Source organism: Thalassotalea litorea, assembly GCF_043642205.1.
GTDB classification, from domain to species: Bacteria; Pseudomonadota; Gammaproteobacteria; order Enterobacterales; family Alteromonadaceae; genus Thalassotalea_A; species Thalassotalea_A litorea.
In genome coordinates this window covers 44,448-60,237 of record NZ_JBHZSG010000007.1, presented here as the reverse complement: position 1 = coordinate 60,237, position 15,790 = coordinate 44,448, and the positions used below count along the sequence as shown (strand labels likewise).

Below are 15,790 nucleotides of genomic sequence, written 5' to 3'. Positions count from 1 at the left end.
GGATTCGACCAAAACAGGCAGATTTAAATGGGCCATTTGTTACCATAGCGTTTAGAGCGACATTGATAATTAAACTGCAGTAAAAACATTTACCCGCCTGTTATATTGATGATTTTTAGTCTGGTTTTTCTATTATCTGCTGGTAGTATAAATTTCGAAGGTCAAATAATTAAGCGACTCGTTATAGCGTTGACACGGTTCGTTCAAGATAAAACAAGGAAATGGAAATGGATATGAAGCGACTTATACTACTTTCGGCGGTATTACTGTTAACTGCCTGTGGCAGCGATGAAGAAAACAATGAAATCGATTTAACGTCACTCATAACCGAGAACCAACGGTTATGGAACTCTCAAGGGATCATTGATTATCAATTTACTGTCCAGGTTTCTCTGCCAGATTGTGATGTCGCAGATGAAATCCCAGCATTGGATATTCAAGTAGAAGATAACCAGGTAGCCGGAGTCTATGTCAGTGGCACCAGCATTGCTGTTGATACCGAGGAAGCCTTAACGGTTGATAACATGTTTGTATTAATGCTCGGTGTTGTTTATGACAAACCAGACCATATCAGTGATGCGTACATGAGTTCGAATTTACCACAATTTGATCCCAACTTAGGTTACCCAACGAGCTTCTTTTTTGATTACACGTCAAGTAGCTGTGATGCCTATCAATATATTATCACCGATTTTATTTAACAAATTTTCTCGAGGGTTTACGACTCATTGAGCGATTTAATGAGTTATAAACTCAATGATCGAGGCAAACAAAAAAGCTACCTGGTCGGTAGCTTTTTTAATGGCTGAAATTATTCGGCCTGTTGGGGTTTATATTTCTCAAACCAGGCGAGGATATAAGCCACTTTTTGCACCAGATTACTGGGTCGGGCTGCAATGCCATGACTGGCTTTAGGAATACGCACCATGGCTGAGTCAATATTACGCAGTTGCAATGCCTGATAATATTGCTCGGTTTCACTCATCGGCGTGCGGTAATCCTGTTCACCCGTCAACAGCATGGTAGGGGTTGATACATTACCCACCAAACTTAACGGCGAGTGCTTCCATAAATGATCGACCTGCTCCCAAGGCATGCCAGGCATCCAATATTGAGTGAAATAGGCATAACCGTCGGCGGTTAAACTAAAGCTCAACCAGTTAATGACAGGTTTTGCCACTACCGCCGCTTTAAACCGATCAGTCTTGCCAATAATCCAGGCAGTAAGGGTTCCGCCACCACTACCACCGGTCACGAATAGTTGTTCTTCATCGACATAACCTTCTTCAATCACGCCATCAACAACATCCATTAGATCGTTATAGTCCTCAGACGGATAATTATGATGGATCAAGTTCGCAAATTCCTCGCCGTAAGACGTACTTCCGCGCGGGTTTGCCCAAACAACCACATAACCTTTCGCTGCCATCAGTTGCACTTCGAGACTAAATTGCGGGCCATAAGCCGCGTGCGGACCGCCATGAATTTCCATAATCAGAGGGTATTTCTGCTCCGGATCGAAATTAGGTGGCAGCGCCAGCCAGGCTTCGATAGGTCGCTTATCGACAGAAGATTTCACCGTAAGAGAACGAACTTTGGCTAATTCTTTAGTTGCCAATACATCCTGATTTAAATAGGTCAGGCGGGTGATTTCACCGTTCGCTGCCAACAAACCCAGTTCCGCGGGTCGCTGACTATTGGCCTGAGTATAAAATACGTCGCCGCTATTGCCGACAACATAACTACCCGATGTGTAAGGTCGGCCGAGTGACTGACCGCCTAATTCGGCTTTCAAACGCGTAATCTTGCCCTTGAGGTCAACGTACGCCAACATCTTCTTACCATGATCATCATAACTAAAGAAGACACCATTGCCGGCATTATCCCATTGCACATTGCTTATTGGACGATCCAGTTTGGTTACCAGACCGGTTACCTTGCTGCCATCACGATTCATCACATAAACCTGAGCGTTTTGGCTGGCAAGCTTTCTGTCATCCACCTGTAAAAACGCAATCTTTTGTCCGTTAGGACTAACCACAGGCGCAAATTCAGGACCTGGACGTTCTAACAGCGCTCGAATATCCCCGGTGTTTACGTTTACCTGGTAAATATCCGATTCTAATGGCCGGCGCTGCCAATCCGGATGCCTGTCCGAGCTGAATATGATGTGCTGGCTGTCTGCTGCCCATGTTAATTGGCCATCGTGATGAAACTCGCCTTTGGTGATCTGACGAGCACTGCCACCTTCACTGGGGACTACATAAATCTGACTGTAACCTGCGGGTAAAAATCCTGCGCCATCACTGCGGTAGGCGAGATTATCAATATAGGTTGCCTTGCCTGCCCATTTTGCGTCTTTGGGTTGTTTCGGCATATCAATGGCCAGGCTTGAAGGCTTACCTGGGGTGAACATCACAAATGCCAGCCACTTGCCGTCCGGTGAAAAGCTTACACTTGAAGGGGAGTGGGCCAAATTGGTCACTCGAGCCGTCTGTGCCGTATCCAGCCAACGCATATAAAGCTGGTTATTTCCTTCGCTGCTCGAGACATAGGCTAAACGGCTACCATCCGGCGAGAAAACCGGCAGTCGATAATTAGCTTTGCCCGAAAGAACCGGACGATGATTGCTGCCATCACGATTCACCTGCCATAAATTAATGCGCGTGCCATCGCTCATAATATCCAGAGCACGGCGTTCATAGACGGCGTAACCTTGTTTTGGATGTACGGCCATTGCACCGACGTATTCCATTTCAAATACATCGTTGGGTGTCAGAATATTTGCGGTTGAACCTTGTTCTTTGGCATTTGCCATCGCGAAAGTGCTGGCACTGATCGATAACATTACCAACCCTTGCAATGCCAGGCGTTTCGCCTTGTTAAAGTAACCCATGGTGATAAATCCTTATGGTGAACATCGATTGATACCCTGTATGTATTCCACCTAAGGCAGTAGCCGAATGTTTAAAAATACAGAATATTTCCTTAAATATCAGGTAGTCACTTTAACGAATGACAAGCGCAGAGTAAATGTATGGGCATTCAGAAACACTTTCAGTTGCGTTACAATATCGATTGTCGCTACTCTGTAGATAAAGCGTTTTGATAGTTAAGAGAGACTAATGAAATTAATCATGCGCAGCGAATTTGATAATTTGCGGCTAAATCCAAATCACGCCTATGACACGGACAGTAACGGCGACAAACAAGTCGTTAAAATTTACTGTGGTGAAAAGCTCATCGCCAAAAAGGTCACTCATAAAAAGAGTATTCGCTATTTTGGCGTCAAAGAATACCAGCAATATTTGTTGGCAGATTAAGAGACGAAAAGAGATTGAATGTGCTGAAATCCCTTATTTGACTAACGGCTTTAATCCATTTTTCAAATTGAATTTTATCAGTCAATAAATGACATTGCTTATGCTAGACTGAGCCGCCCCCAAAGAAAAATAACACGATGGGATATACCCAAGGAAAACCAATGAAAAAAGTAATCATCGCCGCTGCTCTGGGCGCCGCTTTGGCCAGCCCTTATCTGATTGGCATTAAAGCCGAAGAGCACATCAAACAATCTTACGCAAACGTATCAAGCAACCCTGCTTTTGACATGGAAATCAACCGCTATGAGCGTGGTTACCTGCATTCAACGGCCTTTATAACATTCACCATGCCTGTTGAAGTAGAAGAAGGTGTTATTGAAACACTGACGTTTGAATCTGAACATCAGGTTCAACATGGCCCATTGTTGTGGACAGCGGATGGCATTGCACTGGGTTTAGCCGACTCACAAATGATTGTTGATTTACCAGCCGACTTTAAACAGGATATTTTGAATATTGATGATGTGGCAAGTGACAGTTTTACCAGTTTTGCCCGTACCTCATTTAATGGCACTACCTACTCAACCATCACCATAAAACCAACGACGTTGGAATTGGAAAGTTCGAACCTGGAAGTGTTAGCGGGTGAATTCCATGCCACTGTCAATCCACAGGGTCGAGTTAGTGCTACCGGTCAATGGCAGGGTATGAAAGTTGTTGAAAGCGGTATGGACGTACTCGTTGTCGGTGCAACAACACTTGACGTTGATCAAACCTATATTCTTGGCGAAGTGTTCTCACCAACATCATTAGGCGTTGGCACTAGCCAGTTTTCAATGGCTCACTTGAACATCAACGGCGAAACTCCTGATGCCAGTATGAGTATTGAAGATTTGACCATCGCGAGTAATTCCAATGTTGAAGACAATTTATTAGCGGCAACCGTGACCATGGATGCAAAAAATGTGAATTTTGCAATGCAGGAATTTTCTGACTTTCGTTACGCCATGAGCATGAATAATCTCAACATCAATGTGCTCAGTGAGCTACAGACACTGCTGGTGAATAGTCAGAGCGATGATCCTCAGCAACAACAGATGCTGATGATGCAAGTCCAACAACAACTACCTAAGTTACTAGCCGACAACCCGCGCCTGGCGATTGATAACTTAGGCATCACAACCAGCGAAGGTGATATCATTTCCGACTTATTGATCACCATCGACCCACAAAAATTTGATGCCGCTAACCCGATGAGCATGATGTTTGCGTTACAGGCTGACGCGCAAGGTTCAGCACCTTTCGCCTTTTTTGAAAAACTAGGCATGCAGGCCAATGTTGATGCATTAAAACAACAAGGCATGTTGGTCCAGGAAGCCGACACGCTCACCTTTAAATTTTCCTTCAGCGATGGTCAGGCGCTAATCAATGGCGTTGCGATTCCTTTAGGTTAAGATTAGCCGTCAAGACTCCTCAAGGCAGAAACAGAGAATTTCTGCCTTTATTTTTGATTTCCTACTGTATTCATTTGATTGGACTACAATTATTACTCATATCAATCACTGGAGAACAGATATGAGTATTGAAACTGATGCAATTGAAGATACCTCGCGCATTGGCATGGCCGTTGGCATATTGATCGTCATCTTAGGCATTCTCGCCATGGTCGCACCGATGATTGCCGGCATGAGTATTTCGGTGATGGTAGGTCTGATTTTATTATTTGCCGGTATTGTGCAAATTGTCTTCGCCTTCAAAGCACAGAGTTTTGGCAGTGGCTTATTGAAATTCCTGTTCGGTGGTATTTCGCTCCTTGGCGGCCTGTTTATGATGGTCATGCCCGCCATGGGGTTGATGACCCTCACTATCGTTCTGCTGGCTTACTTTATCGTCGAAGGTATTTTTACCATTATCATTGCCTTTCAGTATAAACCACAACGAGGCTGGGGCTGGATGTTGTTTAGTGGGATTATCACCCTGGTACTGGCATGGATGATTTGGAAAAGCTGGCCGGTATCTGGTGCCTGGGCAGTTGGTATTCTTGTGGGTGTGCGCTTGCTGTTTTCTGGGTTCTCGATAATTTTCACGTCTATGGCGACGAAACAATTAAGTCAATCTATCGAAAAGCCCGTTAACTAACCTATAGGTTACGGTTATGGCTCAAGAAGATAAAGCAAGTCAGGCCCTGGCAGAAATTGCGCAATTGAAAAAGCAGTTGGCCGAGCTTGAACGCAGCAAGTCTGAGGATGTTTCTCCTGGCGATGAGCCGAGTTCTGCGGCTGGGGCATCGACCACAGATGTCATCGAACAGGCTCAGACTGAAAGCCCAAAAACTCAAGAATCGCTTAACGAGCAAGAGCAACTTGAACAACTAATGGAAGAGTTAAAACAAGAGCTTAGCGATCATCAGGGCGCCAGCATACTCGGCGCCTTCGCCCTGGGTTTTTTACTGGGCCGATTAATAAGGTAAAGCAGCCATGATGAATGCGCATATGCTTAAATTTAAAATATTGTACAAAGCACAAGCGGGATTGTTGGAACTTTCTGTAAGCCAGTTAATCAGTCGTTTGATTTTTATCTTGCTGGCACTTTGTCTATTCCTGATTACCTTTGTGTTTATCAATATTGGTTGTTATCAGCTGCTGGCTACGCAAATTGGTCAATGGCAATCCGCATTTGTGCTTGGCACGGTCAATTTGGCCTTAACCTTGTTGATGCTTTGGTTCGGACGCTCCAAGCCACCATCAAAAGAACAGGTGATTCTCGAACAGGCCAGAGAAATGGCAATTGCGGAAATCCAGGCAGATGGTCAGCAGGTTAAAAATCTAATGTCACCCGGCAATCTGTCCTCCGGTACGGGTCTCATTACTCTGGTAAGCATGATGTTAGATATCATCCGGCGCCGAAAAAAACATCAATAACACTACACCCCCATCGACGTCAACAAAGGCAAGGCATCTGCTAACACTTTCTGATAGGAAGGTCGCTCTTGAGCGCGTTGAAAATAATTCAATAGATTGGCATATTCAACGAATGGCATATGACGCTCAGCATAAAGCAAAGGCGGAATAATCGCACAGTCAGCGAATGTAAAATTTTCGCCCATGATCCAGGGTTTTCCTTCCAGACGATTATTCAAATATTGGTAACAAAAGGTTAAGCAACGTGTTGCCTCATTACGCTCTGCCTGCCGGCGGTCTTTTGCAAACATCAGGGTAACCACTGAATTATTTAAATAAAGGTCAGCTATCCTGTCGAGAAAGCGCATCTGCCGTATATCATCTGAACTGACGTCAGGAAATAGCCGAGTACCTGAATCAAAATGGCTATCGAGATATTCAATAATGATGCTGGATTCTGAAATAACATGCTGATTATCGCCTAGCAAAAGAGGAACTTTCCCCAAAGGATAAATCTGGCGAAATGCGTATAATTGCCGTTGATCATGAATATCAACCAGATGCGGTTCAAAAAGAACCTGTTTCTCATATAAGGCTAACAGCACCTTTTGGGAATACGTTGAAATGGGATAATAATAAAATTTTATCATCCTTCCCTACCTCTTCAACAATGGTGTTCCCTAGTGTAGTCAAGAATGAAAATTTCGCAGTGACGGTCGCACATTACCATTTGTAAGCGATTAATAAATGTCAATATATTTTCAGAATTTTAATTTGAAAATAACATGATATTAACACTACCCAAGGTCGATTTTTTTCGTTATCTTGTAATGGAAGTTAGAAAAAATATCTCAAGGAATGCCGGTTCATGCAAAAAGATCGATACCTTATCTCCTGCAATCAACAACTGCTGGAAATGTTTGAATTAGCCAAACTCAATAAGGATACCGACCGCCAAAAGTTTCGACTTGAAGGCTATATGCAGGCGGGTATTGAATTGGGTATTTTTACTAAGCAGCAAGCCGATAAAATCATGAACCGCGCGCATCGGCAGGTATTTCAAGAAGATACAGAGTCAGAACAAGTCACAGCAACCAGCTAAACTTCCCCCAACTGCTACTCGACAATTAACAATCCATTCGAACTCCAGGAGAGGTATTTCGTATGCGCCAAGGACCGTTAATTCGACTGTTTCCAGCCAGCTTATTCATGATGATGTTAATACTGGCTTATGTTCCGGGATTTATTCCCAGGGAGTTATTTTTGGGGTATTTAGGGGTAAGTCTATTCACTTACCTTGCCTATGCCACGGACAAGCACTCTTCCGAGCGGGGTGGTAAACGCACGCAAGAAAGCTCTTTGCACTTATTGTCTACCATAGGTGGGTGGCCGGGCGCAGCATTTGCCCAGCAGATTTTAAGACATAAAACTAAAAAACCGTCATTTAGGGTCGTATACTGGTTAACGGTTATTGCTAATGTGGCAATTTTTGTCTGGTATCTGTCTCCCTATAACAACATTCTGTAATCAAGAAACGGGAATATCTGGTGGCACTTGTCAACACTGGCCACCAGAGCCAATGATAGTTCCTGCCCTGAGGTACTAACAATATTTTCCAACTGGCTCTTTTGTCATTCCTTTATTTACCCTATTCTTGTGCCCAATAACATTGATATGGGATCACTGCACAAGGTTAGCCGAAAACTATCACTAACCTATTGTATATAAAGTAACTTATAGGATGAGCGAATTAACATTGATATCGATTAAAATGCTAACAGCTATGTTGTTCATATTGACGGCCAGCTTGGTATTTTCCTGCTCGCAAACGGATTTGAATAAGCAGGGTGCTCAGGGATCGTATCGACAACAGGCTACCTTTGAATATTTAATGGGCGACACCTCGCGAACATTTTCCACCGAAGCATTTGCTCAGAGAAATTCATTGCCACCGAGAAACCGTTTTTCAGGGAGTTTACGGATTAGCGGCTCGCCTGAATTTTCCCTAAATTATGGAAAAACGGACGATTTACCAATTAATTATGCCATGTGGCCACTATTTAATTATGAGTTTATTCAGGATGGCAATCGTTTAATTCCAATTGACCGTGGGCATGGTTTTATCGGCAGAGGTGCCTGGTCGGTTAGCGCCGGTGTAGGCGCAGTTTGGGATGAAGCCGGCGACAATGGTTATTCCCGGGCAGCATTTCCCTACACCATGAAACAAAACAACGCGAACTGTGAACACAATGGCCTTGCCACGTTTTTGTTTAAAAATGACGGCTCTATATCCAAGGTGCATGTCCAGAACGTGGCAGAAACCTGTATCTTTTATGGCTTTGAGTTTTATGGCAATTTAAGTGCAACGTATACGCCACATGTTATTACCCATGCTGCCACGGTGATCAATGATCGAAACACTGAAGAAAGTCATTGGCTGCCAACCAAACCACTGGCAGATTTAGCCATTGACTTCCCTGGCGTGGATCTGCGCAATTACGGGTATGCCGTGGATGCCGTGGATGCCGTGGATGCCGACGATATGAATGGTTACGGTATTTTAGTCAATGGTACAAGCTACACAAAGGGCTGTACCACTCGTTATGGCACGCACCCATATTGCATGGATAAAACCATTGGGGTGTATTCATTCACCAAATCCATGTATGCCTTTATGGTTGTTGCTGCTCTCGAGCATCGGTATCCCGGGTTTAAGCATGAGCTGATTAAAGACTTGGTCCCTGAGTGTGCCAATGACAGTCGTTGGGATGGCGTTACTGTGGAACATGCGCTCGATATGGCAACGGGTAATTACGCATCGGCAAACTATGGCGTGGATGAAGACAGCGCAGCCATTGTCACTGGTTTTTTTAATCCGACAACACGACGTGCCAGAGCCGAATTTTCCTGTACCGGTTGGCCTAAGCAAGTCGCGCCGGGCACCTATCATGTTTATCACACCACAGATACGGAATTGGTTGGCTATGCCGCTGCAACCTTCGCCAACAAGAAACTTGGCTCAAACGCTAAGGCCTTTGACGATGTTATTGTGCCTATTTTTGACGCGATTGGTTTGAGTCATTACGCTCGTGGTATTCAGCGCACCAGTGACACTCAAGATGCCTGGGGCGGATATGGGTTATCCGTTACCCTGAATGATGTTCTCAGATTTGCCAAATACTTAAGAGATGACGCCATCAATGGCAACCTTCTCGACCCTGAAATGGTCAAAGAAGTACTAAGCGGCTCTCAACACGGTCTTTATGCCCAGTTAACGCATTTTCATTACGATAATGGTTTTTGGCGATTTCATGCTGGTGCGGTGTCTGCGATGCGTGCTTGTGGCCACTTAACTCAGATCCCGGTTATGTCAGGCTATGGCGGCCACACAACGATAATTCTACCTGATGTGATCATTGCGCAATTAACCGATGGTGGCGGTGTTGGCTTTTTAAATACCCTTAATGATGTGTTTAATAATATTAGTGATGCCTGTCCACCCAATTAGTCCAGCCAATTAAATGCCTATGACGAATATTGAGTCATAGGCCGAGTCTTGTAGCCGGGCATCTAGAGACTAATGCACCAGGGTAACTTTTTCAGCCATCGTCAGGATGTCTTGTTTAGCCGCAGACCATCGCTGGTCTTTATCTGGCATGGCAAGACCTTCGGCATAAATAAACGCCACATCCGTGATACCTAAAAATCCAAAAAAGTCTTTCAGATAGGTTGTCTGGGTATCTTTAGCTGTACCCGCATACATACCACCACGAGCGGCAACAACTATAATTTTTTTGTTGTTCACTAGGCCTACCGGGCCTTGTTCGGTGTATTTAAATGTCACACCAGCTCTGGCGATACGATCAATCCAGGCTTTGAAGACGGATGGAACCCCAAAATTATACATCGGCATACCAATCACAATCAGATCATGGTCGTTGATATCTTTTATCAGGCCATCTGACAGGTTGGCAAGCTGAACTTGTTTGTCAGTACGTTCAGCTTCTGGCGTCATCCAGGCCTGCATTTCATCAGCAGATAAATGCGGTAAAGACAAAGCATTGAGATCCAGCTTTTTGACCTCATGAGCTGAACAAAGCTCTCCAACAAACTGGCTCGCTAACTGCGAAGAATTACCCTGTTCGGCATTAAGTGATGATGTAATTAGTAATATTTTATTCATGGTTCACCCATTCATTAAAGAGATATTGCCATTATAATTCGACAAATCAGAGTTAAAATTAGATAAATCTGGACTCTTCGTTCTATAAAAAAGAATATAGTTAAAACGCTTAAACCAATCTGAGGTCAACAATGCTGAAGGTCACACTCGAACAATGGCGAATGTTTTGGGCGGTCGCCCATTATGGTGGATTTAATCAGGCCGCCAGCGCTATTCACAAAAGCCAGTCCAGTATTCACCACGCGGTTCATAAACTCGAGCAATCTCTCGGTGTTAAACTTTTAAAAACCCAGGGCAGAAAAACATTGTTAACCGATGCCGGCGAGTTAATGCTTCGCCGGGCAAATTATTTGCTCGAAGAAGCCGGTAAGGTAGAAGCCGTAGCACAAAGCCTGAGTGAAGGCATAGAGACCCGTCTGCGGATTGCGGTTGATGAAATTTTTCCGCAAAAGCTGTTATATAACGTACTGGACGCAACGTCTAAGCAATACCCATTGTTACGTATTGAGCTACAGGAGTCGGTATTAACGGGCGCTAGTGAATTACTGAAAAACTCCGAAGTCGATATTGCGATTTCACCTTATCCACTAAAGGATGGCTTTAGCGAGGAGCTTTGTCCGATTGAGTTTGTCGCTGTCGCCGCACCGTCCCATCCTCTCCATAGCCATTCAGGTCCATTGACGTTTGAGGACTTAAAAAATCACCGTCAGATCGTCATTCGTGATTCTGCCATTTCCGCACAACAAGATGCCGGATGGTTAGGGGCAAACCAACGTTGGACGGTCAGCCATATGCGCACCTCTATCGATATGATCCGCTCCGGCCTTGGCTTTGCATGGCTACCATTTCCAGCAATTGTGAAGCCATTAAACAACGGCGAATTACGACAATTACCCCTAAAGCAGGGCGGACAACGCAACGCATTATTATATTTGATGTTCAACGACGGCGACCGACTTGGCCCGGCGGCCCGTCAATTTATCGGCGAGCTGAGATATCAAACCATGCAGATGCCGACCTGCGACGCCAAAACAAACAGTTAAATTCGCATAAAAAGAACGTTTATATCAAAATATACAAATATCATTCTATTTTAAAGAACCCTACACTGGATTCATCAAATTCAATGAAGGGGATGGAAAATGAAATATATTCGCAAAAGTAACGATCGCGGTGGCGCTAATTTGGGCTGGCTCAACAGCAAACACAGTTTTTCTTTTGGCCATTATTACGACCCTAAACACATGGGAGTATCCGTGCTGCGAGTGATCAATGATGATGTGGTGCAACCCGGGCGTGGTTTTGATACCCATGGTCACCGCGATATGGAAATTATTTCCTATGTTATCGACGGTGCTCTGGAGCATAAAGATAGCGCCGGAAATCTCTACACCGTTCCGGCCGGTGAAATCCAGCGAATGAGTGCAGGCCGTGGTGTTATGCATTCGGAATACAATGCTTCCGATACCAATGCGGTAAATTTTTTACAGATTTGGATACAGCCTAACGTTTTTGGTATTGAACCTGGGTACGAGCAAAAGCGCATCGAACAAAATGGTCCATTGACGCCATTAGTCACAAACAACGGTATTGATGGGTCATTAACAATGAATCAGGATGCCAGCATTTATCGATTGGAATTGACAACAAACCAAGGTATTCGGCTAACGGTAAGCGAGCATAATGCGAATCGAATCGGCTATTTGCATCTGGTTAATGGCACTCTGGTTGCAAACGGCACAACATTTACTGCCGGTGATGGATTTATGATCGAGGCTAAAGACGTTGTCGATATTGTAGCGAGCAGCAGCATCGAGGCCCTTTGGTTCGATTTACCGGCAATCTAGCAATGGGCTAGTACAAATGAGGTTCATTAAACAGGGAGCCACAGTATCCCTGTTTCTTGCTCTCTGCATTAGGATTGCTGCTGCCCTTTAAGTGCCAGTATAAATTGCCAGTGCTGTTCTGCAACGGGTTGAATCGATAACCGGCCGCGATTAACCAAAACCATATCTTCAAGTGGCGGCTGTTGTTTCAACAAGGATAACGGAATAAGCTTGTCGAATTTTTCGATAAAGGCCACCTGCACCGCAACCCAGCGAGGCTTTTCTTCAGTAGATTTTTCATCAAAATACTTGCTGGTGGGATTAAACTGAAATGGATCCGGAAACGCCGCTTTAACGATTTCACCAATGCCGGCAATGCCGACATCTTTGCAACTGGAGTGATAAATAAAGACTTTGTCGCCGACACGTACCTTATCTCGCATGAAATTTCGCGCCTGATAATTGCGGATACCCTCCCAGCATTCACCCTCAGGACCAGCCTTAGCTAAATCATCAATACTGAATTCATCAGGCTCGGTTTTAAATAACCAGTAGTTCATAACGATTTCCTAATATTACTCTGATTTTTGCGATTTTTGCTTTTTCTTCGAGGCTAAAGCCGCACTCTCAACCTTCAAAGGTTTTCCCTCCGAACAAAAATCCACTAAAAAGTCATTCATTGATGCAAACAAATTTTCCTTCACTAAAGAATAGTGAACATATTGCCCCTTCTTTTCAGATGTAATTAATCCGGCGTTTAGCAAAATCGTTAAATGCTTAGACAATGCTGGTTTGCTGATATCGAATCGCTCAGCAATTTCTCCAGCCGTTAAGCTGGCTTCTGACAAATACGCCAAAATTTTTCGTCTTACTGACGATGATAAAGCTTGAAATACATTGCTCATTGATTTATATATTTAACTAAATAGTTAATTAACTAAATTACTCTTATCGTCATAGTAATCAATTTAAGGGATTTGTGCCATGGCAAAGATACTAGAGCGCATAAAGGACAACCATAAGTTAATCATCATGCTTATTATCGGATTGTGTTCTTTAATCATCCGCTTGCTGATGGAATACGATTTTGACGACAGTGCACTGCTCTATGTCGGCATTCCTTTTGCTATTGCCATTGCCCTGACTTTCCTTAAACGACCTGAAACCGAAAATTGGAAATACACTTATCTGAGGCTCACCATAACCTCGCTCATCGTCATGCTTGGCAGCTCTGTCATCCTGTTTGAGGGCTTTGTCTGCGTGGTCATGTTCATGCCGATTTACTTTTCAGTGATCCTGTTAGTTTTTATCATCGACGCCATTCGCCGTTACCGAATCCGCAAAAACCAATCCACCCAATACATGCAAATTCTTCCGGCTTTAATACTAATCAGCGCCTTTGAAGGTGTTGCTCCGCAATTAAGTTTTGAGCGTGAATATTCTGTCGAACAATCAAAAGTGGTATCAGCCTCTATCGGGGAGATTCATCAACAATTGCAGCAGCCCATTGATCTCAATAAGCCTCGCCATTGGTTACTTTCTCTGTTCCCAATGCCTTATAAAATAGACGCTCAAAGTCTTCAACAGGGCGATATACATACCATTTACTACCGTTACCACCGTTGGTTTGTTACCAATACCCATGAGGGTGTTATGCTGTTGCAGCTAGCTGAAGTTTCAGACAATTACATTCGAACCAGAATTATTGAAAACGACAGTTACATTGCCAACTATCTGAATTTGCATGGCACCGAAATCTTCCTAGAGCCAATAACCGCGTCAAAAACAAAAGTGACATTGCGAATTCACTATCAACGGACACTGGATCCCGCCTGGTACTTTGGTCCGCTACAAGAATTTGCCATTGCCAGAAGCAGTGAATTGTTGATTGATGAAATTATCACGCCGTAACTTTAAGGAGAGGGACATGAAGAGTCATCCACACTATGAAAATCCCCGTATTAAGAAACAGGGCAATGGCAACGCTTCTAACGGCGACGTCAAATTATCGTTAACCAAAACGATATGGTTTATCACCATGTGTATAATTGCAATCATTGGTGGCGCAATGACTCTATCCCTTGAGACTGTATTACTATTTATTACGTTTACAGGTTTCACCCTTTGTTTTGGCCATTCCTTAGGTATGCACCGATACCTTATCCATCAAAGCTTTCAATGCTCCAAATGGCTTGGCTATTTTCTTGTTCACCTGGGTGTTATTACCGGTTTAGGCGGGCCATTTTCGATGATAAAAACTCATGATATGCGTGACTGGTCGCAGCGCCAGCATCATTGCCACGATTATTTTGGACATCGACAACCGTTCTTCACAGACGGTTATTGGCAACTACTGTGCGATATCCATCTAAAAAAACCACCACAAATCATCATCGAAGAAAATTATAAAAACGATCCGGTACTCGGCTTTATGGAACGTTACTGGATGTGGCAGCAATTACCCTGGGCATTGATTTTGTTTGCGCTAGGAGGCATTGCCTGGGTAATTTGGGGAATTTGCGCTCGCGTTGCCATATCCATTACCGGCCACTGGCTGATCGGCTATTTTGCACACAATCAAGGGGGGCGAAGCTGGCATATCAATGGGGCATTTGTACAAGGTTACAATGTTCCATTTGCCGCCCTTATCACCATGGGTGAGAGTTGGCATAACAATCACCATGCATTTCCTGGTTCCGCAAAATTGGGCTTGGAAAAAGGTCAACTGGATCCCGGTTGGTGGATACTAATGCTGATGCAAAAGGCCGGATGGGTCTGGGATATAAAGCTTCCTGAACACCTGGGACCGCGCCAAGAGTTAACAGCAATTTCCTCGGAAGCATAGTTGTCATAGGTTTTTTCCCTTGATGGGTTATAATACCTGACAAGTAAATTCATGGACTCTTGCTGTGCCAAACCCTGAAAAATTAACGCAATTAACGCTATGGCAATTAACTGCCTATAGTGCCGCTCTTATCGAACGCATGCTCCCCAATTATCAAATGTTTAGTGAGGCGTCGGAGTTTGGTGATACTAAGCTACTTCGCAATCAATTAGATCTGGTTTGGCAGCGTCTGGCACAACCGCAATTTAAGCTAAATTTTTCCGCACAGCTGGAGAAACTCGAGGAGGTCATTCCAAATGTCGAAGATTTTGACTTTTTCGGGGTATATCCGGCGCTTGATACCTGTATGGCAATTGGCTCTTTGCTGCAAGGTATGCAGGATAAAGACCTAGAAACATTGACCAATGTGTCACTTTTGTCCAAAGGCAGTGTGAGTTACTATTTGGAATTGATGCTGGCCGAAGAACAGGCTCAGCAAAATCCTGATGTGAATGATGAAATTATCATTCAGCAAGCCGATATTGAAGCTCACCCGTTAATGCAATGGGAAATGGAAACCCAACAGGAACTATTGGCGTTTGCTCTGACGGCCAAAGAGAATAAAGAAACCTGTCAACAACTCAAATCCATGGCCCTGAGTGAAGGGATGTCAAATTTAGGGATTGAGATTTAACCCCTTCTCAGTTCTTATGATCACCTTTTGAACGAACGAC

At 44.0% G+C, this 15,790-nt stretch carries 19 protein-coding genes; 14 read left to right on the top strand and 5 right to left on the bottom strand.

Translation table 11 applies throughout. The features are described from left to right. Positions 1 to 233 precede the first annotated feature (233 nt). Complete coding sequence (locus ACHUFQ_RS05560; RefSeq protein WP_394173752.1) at positions 234 to 701, top strand: DUF6174 domain-containing protein; 468 nt, start codon at positions 234 to 236, stop codon at positions 699 to 701. A 110-nt stretch (positions 702 to 811) separates the two neighbouring features. On the opposite strand, the gene ACHUFQ_RS05555 is transcribed toward ACHUFQ_RS05560, so the two are convergent. After that, on the bottom strand, positions 812 to 2,896 hold the full coding sequence (locus tag ACHUFQ_RS05555) for a S9 family peptidase (protein WP_394173750.1): 2,085 nt from the start codon (positions 2,894 to 2,896) through the stop codon (positions 812 to 814). Between the two features lie 229 nt (positions 2,897 to 3,125). Between ACHUFQ_RS05555 and ACHUFQ_RS05550 the strand changes: the two genes are divergently transcribed. The 5 genes from ACHUFQ_RS05550 (at position 3,126) to ACHUFQ_RS05530 (ending at position 6,244) form a co-directional block, all read left to right on the top strand. Continuing rightward, a complete protein-coding gene (locus ACHUFQ_RS05550; protein WP_394173748.1) occupies positions 3,126 to 3,323 on the top strand; it encodes a hypothetical protein in 198 nt (65 codons plus the stop codon). A 161-nt stretch (positions 3,324 to 3,484) separates the two neighbouring features. Further along, positions 3,485 to 4,777, top strand: coding sequence for a DUF945 family protein (locus tag ACHUFQ_RS05545; RefSeq protein WP_394173746.1), 1,293 nt, complete (start codon positions 3,485 to 3,487; stop codon positions 4,775 to 4,777). Positions 4,778 to 4,898: 121 nt separating this feature from the next. Further along, positions 4,899 to 5,462: an HdeD family acid-resistance protein gene (locus tag ACHUFQ_RS05540; protein ID WP_394173744.1), complete on the top strand. Its 564-nt coding sequence runs from the start codon at positions 4,899 to 4,901 to the stop codon at positions 5,460 to 5,462. A 16-nt stretch (positions 5,463 to 5,478) separates the two neighbouring features. After that, positions 5,479 to 5,793, top strand: a complete 315-nt coding sequence (locus ACHUFQ_RS05535; protein ID WP_394173743.1) for a hypothetical protein — start codon at positions 5,479 to 5,481, stop codon at positions 5,791 to 5,793. Positions 5,794 to 5,800: 7 nt separating this feature from the next. Beyond that, positions 5,801 to 6,244, top strand: coding sequence for a hypothetical protein (locus ACHUFQ_RS05530; protein WP_394173741.1), 444 nt, complete (start codon positions 5,801 to 5,803; stop codon positions 6,242 to 6,244). Positions 6,245 to 6,246: 2 nt separating this feature from the next. On the opposite strand, the gene ACHUFQ_RS05525 is transcribed toward ACHUFQ_RS05530, so the two are convergent. Beyond that, on the bottom strand, positions 6,247 to 6,873 hold the full coding sequence (locus ACHUFQ_RS05525; RefSeq protein WP_394173740.1) for a glutathione S-transferase family protein: 627 nt from the start codon (positions 6,871 to 6,873) through the stop codon (positions 6,247 to 6,249). Between the two features lie 218 nt (positions 6,874 to 7,091). Between ACHUFQ_RS05525 and ACHUFQ_RS05520 the strand changes: the two genes are divergently transcribed. From ACHUFQ_RS05520 to ACHUFQ_RS05510, 3 genes are all read left to right on the top strand, one after another. Further along, positions 7,092 to 7,325 (top strand): hypothetical protein, encoded by a 234-nt coding sequence (locus ACHUFQ_RS05520; RefSeq protein WP_394173738.1) that lies wholly within the window; start codon positions 7,092 to 7,094, stop codon positions 7,323 to 7,325. Positions 7,326 to 7,387: 62 nt separating this feature from the next. Beyond that, positions 7,388 to 7,750 (top strand): DUF1294 domain-containing protein, encoded by a 363-nt coding sequence (locus tag ACHUFQ_RS05515; RefSeq protein ID WP_394173737.1) that lies wholly within the window; start codon positions 7,388 to 7,390, stop codon positions 7,748 to 7,750. Between the two features lie 214 nt (positions 7,751 to 7,964). Further along, positions 7,965 to 9,731, top strand: coding sequence for a serine hydrolase family protein (locus tag ACHUFQ_RS05510; RefSeq protein ID WP_394173736.1), 1,767 nt, complete (start codon positions 7,965 to 7,967; stop codon positions 9,729 to 9,731). Between the two features lie 69 nt (positions 9,732 to 9,800). Here ACHUFQ_RS05510 and ACHUFQ_RS05505 read toward each other — a convergent pair whose 3' ends face one another. Further along, complete coding sequence (locus ACHUFQ_RS05505) at positions 9,801 to 10,406, bottom strand: FMN-dependent NADH-azoreductase (protein WP_394173734.1); 606 nt, start codon at positions 10,404 to 10,406, stop codon at positions 9,801 to 9,803. 131 nt (positions 10,407 to 10,537) lie between these two features. On the opposite strand from ACHUFQ_RS05505, the gene ACHUFQ_RS05500 reads away from it, so the two are divergent. Further along, the gene (locus tag ACHUFQ_RS05500) at positions 10,538 to 11,449 is read left to right on the top strand and encodes a LysR family transcriptional regulator (protein ID WP_394173733.1); all 912 of its coding nucleotides are present in this window, start codon (positions 10,538 to 10,540) and stop codon (positions 11,447 to 11,449) included. A 99-nt stretch (positions 11,450 to 11,548) separates the two neighbouring features. Beyond that, positions 11,549 to 12,253, top strand: coding sequence for a pirin family protein (locus ACHUFQ_RS05495; protein WP_394173731.1), 705 nt, complete (start codon positions 11,549 to 11,551; stop codon positions 12,251 to 12,253). A 68-nt stretch (positions 12,254 to 12,321) separates the two neighbouring features. Here the strand turns inward: ACHUFQ_RS05495 and ACHUFQ_RS05490 are convergent, their stop codons facing one another. Then, a complete protein-coding gene (locus tag ACHUFQ_RS05490) occupies positions 12,322 to 12,792 on the bottom strand; it encodes an EVE domain-containing protein (protein WP_394173729.1) in 471 nt (156 codons plus the stop codon). Positions 12,793 to 12,807: 15 nt separating this feature from the next. After that, positions 12,808 to 13,137: a metalloregulator ArsR/SmtB family transcription factor gene (locus tag ACHUFQ_RS05485; protein WP_394173727.1), complete on the bottom strand. Its 330-nt coding sequence runs from the start codon at positions 13,135 to 13,137 to the stop codon at positions 12,808 to 12,810. 79 nt (positions 13,138 to 13,216) lie between these two features. Between ACHUFQ_RS05485 and ACHUFQ_RS05480 the strand changes: the two genes are divergently transcribed. From ACHUFQ_RS05480 to ACHUFQ_RS05470, 3 genes are all read left to right on the top strand, one after another. Continuing rightward, positions 13,217 to 14,143, top strand: a complete 927-nt coding sequence (locus ACHUFQ_RS05480) for a hypothetical protein (protein ID WP_394173725.1) — start codon at positions 13,217 to 13,219, stop codon at positions 14,141 to 14,143. A 16-nt stretch (positions 14,144 to 14,159) separates the two neighbouring features. Beyond that, the gene (locus ACHUFQ_RS05475) at positions 14,160 to 15,077 is read left to right on the top strand and encodes an acyl-CoA desaturase (RefSeq protein ID WP_394173724.1); all 918 of its coding nucleotides are present in this window, start codon (positions 14,160 to 14,162) and stop codon (positions 15,075 to 15,077) included. Between the two features lie 64 nt (positions 15,078 to 15,141). Then, positions 15,142 to 15,750, top strand: a complete 609-nt coding sequence (locus tag ACHUFQ_RS05470; protein WP_394173722.1) for a YjaG family protein — start codon at positions 15,142 to 15,144, stop codon at positions 15,748 to 15,750. Positions 15,751 to 15,790 lie beyond the last annotated feature (40 nt).

What these genes read in the sequence shown, in the direction of transcription:
- ACHUFQ_RS05560 (WP_394173752.1), top strand. Translation starts at nt 234, where the DNA reads ATGAAGCGACTTATACTACTTTCGGCGGTATTACTGTTAACTGCCTGT.
- ACHUFQ_RS05555 (WP_394173750.1), bottom strand. Translation starts at nt 2,896, where the DNA reads ATGGGTTACTTTAACAAGGCGAAACGCCTGGCATTGCAAGGGTTGGTA.
- ACHUFQ_RS05550 (WP_394173748.1), top strand. Translation starts at nt 3,126, where the DNA reads ATGAAATTAATCATGCGCAGCGAATTTGATAATTTGCGGCTAAATCCA.
- ACHUFQ_RS05545 (WP_394173746.1), top strand. Translation starts at nt 3,485, where the DNA reads ATGAAAAAAGTAATCATCGCCGCTGCTCTGGGCGCCGCTTTGGCCAGC.
- ACHUFQ_RS05540 (WP_394173744.1), top strand. Translation starts at nt 4,899, where the DNA reads ATGAGTATTGAAACTGATGCAATTGAAGATACCTCGCGCATTGGCATG.
- ACHUFQ_RS05535 (WP_394173743.1), top strand. Translation starts at nt 5,479, where the DNA reads ATGGCTCAAGAAGATAAAGCAAGTCAGGCCCTGGCAGAAATTGCGCAA.
- ACHUFQ_RS05530 (WP_394173741.1), top strand. Translation starts at nt 5,801, where the DNA reads ATGATGAATGCGCATATGCTTAAATTTAAAATATTGTACAAAGCACAA.
- ACHUFQ_RS05525 (WP_394173740.1), bottom strand. Translation starts at nt 6,873, where the DNA reads ATGATAAAATTTTATTATTATCCCATTTCAACGTATTCCCAAAAGGTG.
- ACHUFQ_RS05520 (WP_394173738.1), top strand. Translation starts at nt 7,092, where the DNA reads ATGCAAAAAGATCGATACCTTATCTCCTGCAATCAACAACTGCTGGAA.
- ACHUFQ_RS05515 (WP_394173737.1), top strand. Translation starts at nt 7,388, where the DNA reads ATGCGCCAAGGACCGTTAATTCGACTGTTTCCAGCCAGCTTATTCATG.
- ACHUFQ_RS05510 (WP_394173736.1), top strand. Translation starts at nt 7,965, where the DNA reads ATGAGCGAATTAACATTGATATCGATTAAAATGCTAACAGCTATGTTG.
- ACHUFQ_RS05505 (WP_394173734.1), bottom strand. Translation starts at nt 10,406, where the DNA reads ATGAATAAAATATTACTAATTACATCATCACTTAATGCCGAACAGGGT.
- ACHUFQ_RS05500 (WP_394173733.1), top strand. Translation starts at nt 10,538, where the DNA reads ATGCTGAAGGTCACACTCGAACAATGGCGAATGTTTTGGGCGGTCGCC.
- ACHUFQ_RS05495 (WP_394173731.1), top strand. Translation starts at nt 11,549, where the DNA reads ATGAAATATATTCGCAAAAGTAACGATCGCGGTGGCGCTAATTTGGGC.
- ACHUFQ_RS05490 (WP_394173729.1), bottom strand. Translation starts at nt 12,792, where the DNA reads ATGAACTACTGGTTATTTAAAACCGAGCCTGATGAATTCAGTATTGAT.
- ACHUFQ_RS05485 (WP_394173727.1), bottom strand. Translation starts at nt 13,137, where the DNA reads ATGAGCAATGTATTTCAAGCTTTATCATCGTCAGTAAGACGAAAAATT.
- ACHUFQ_RS05480 (WP_394173725.1), top strand. Translation starts at nt 13,217, where the DNA reads ATGGCAAAGATACTAGAGCGCATAAAGGACAACCATAAGTTAATCATC.
- ACHUFQ_RS05475 (WP_394173724.1), top strand. Translation starts at nt 14,160, where the DNA reads ATGAAGAGTCATCCACACTATGAAAATCCCCGTATTAAGAAACAGGGC.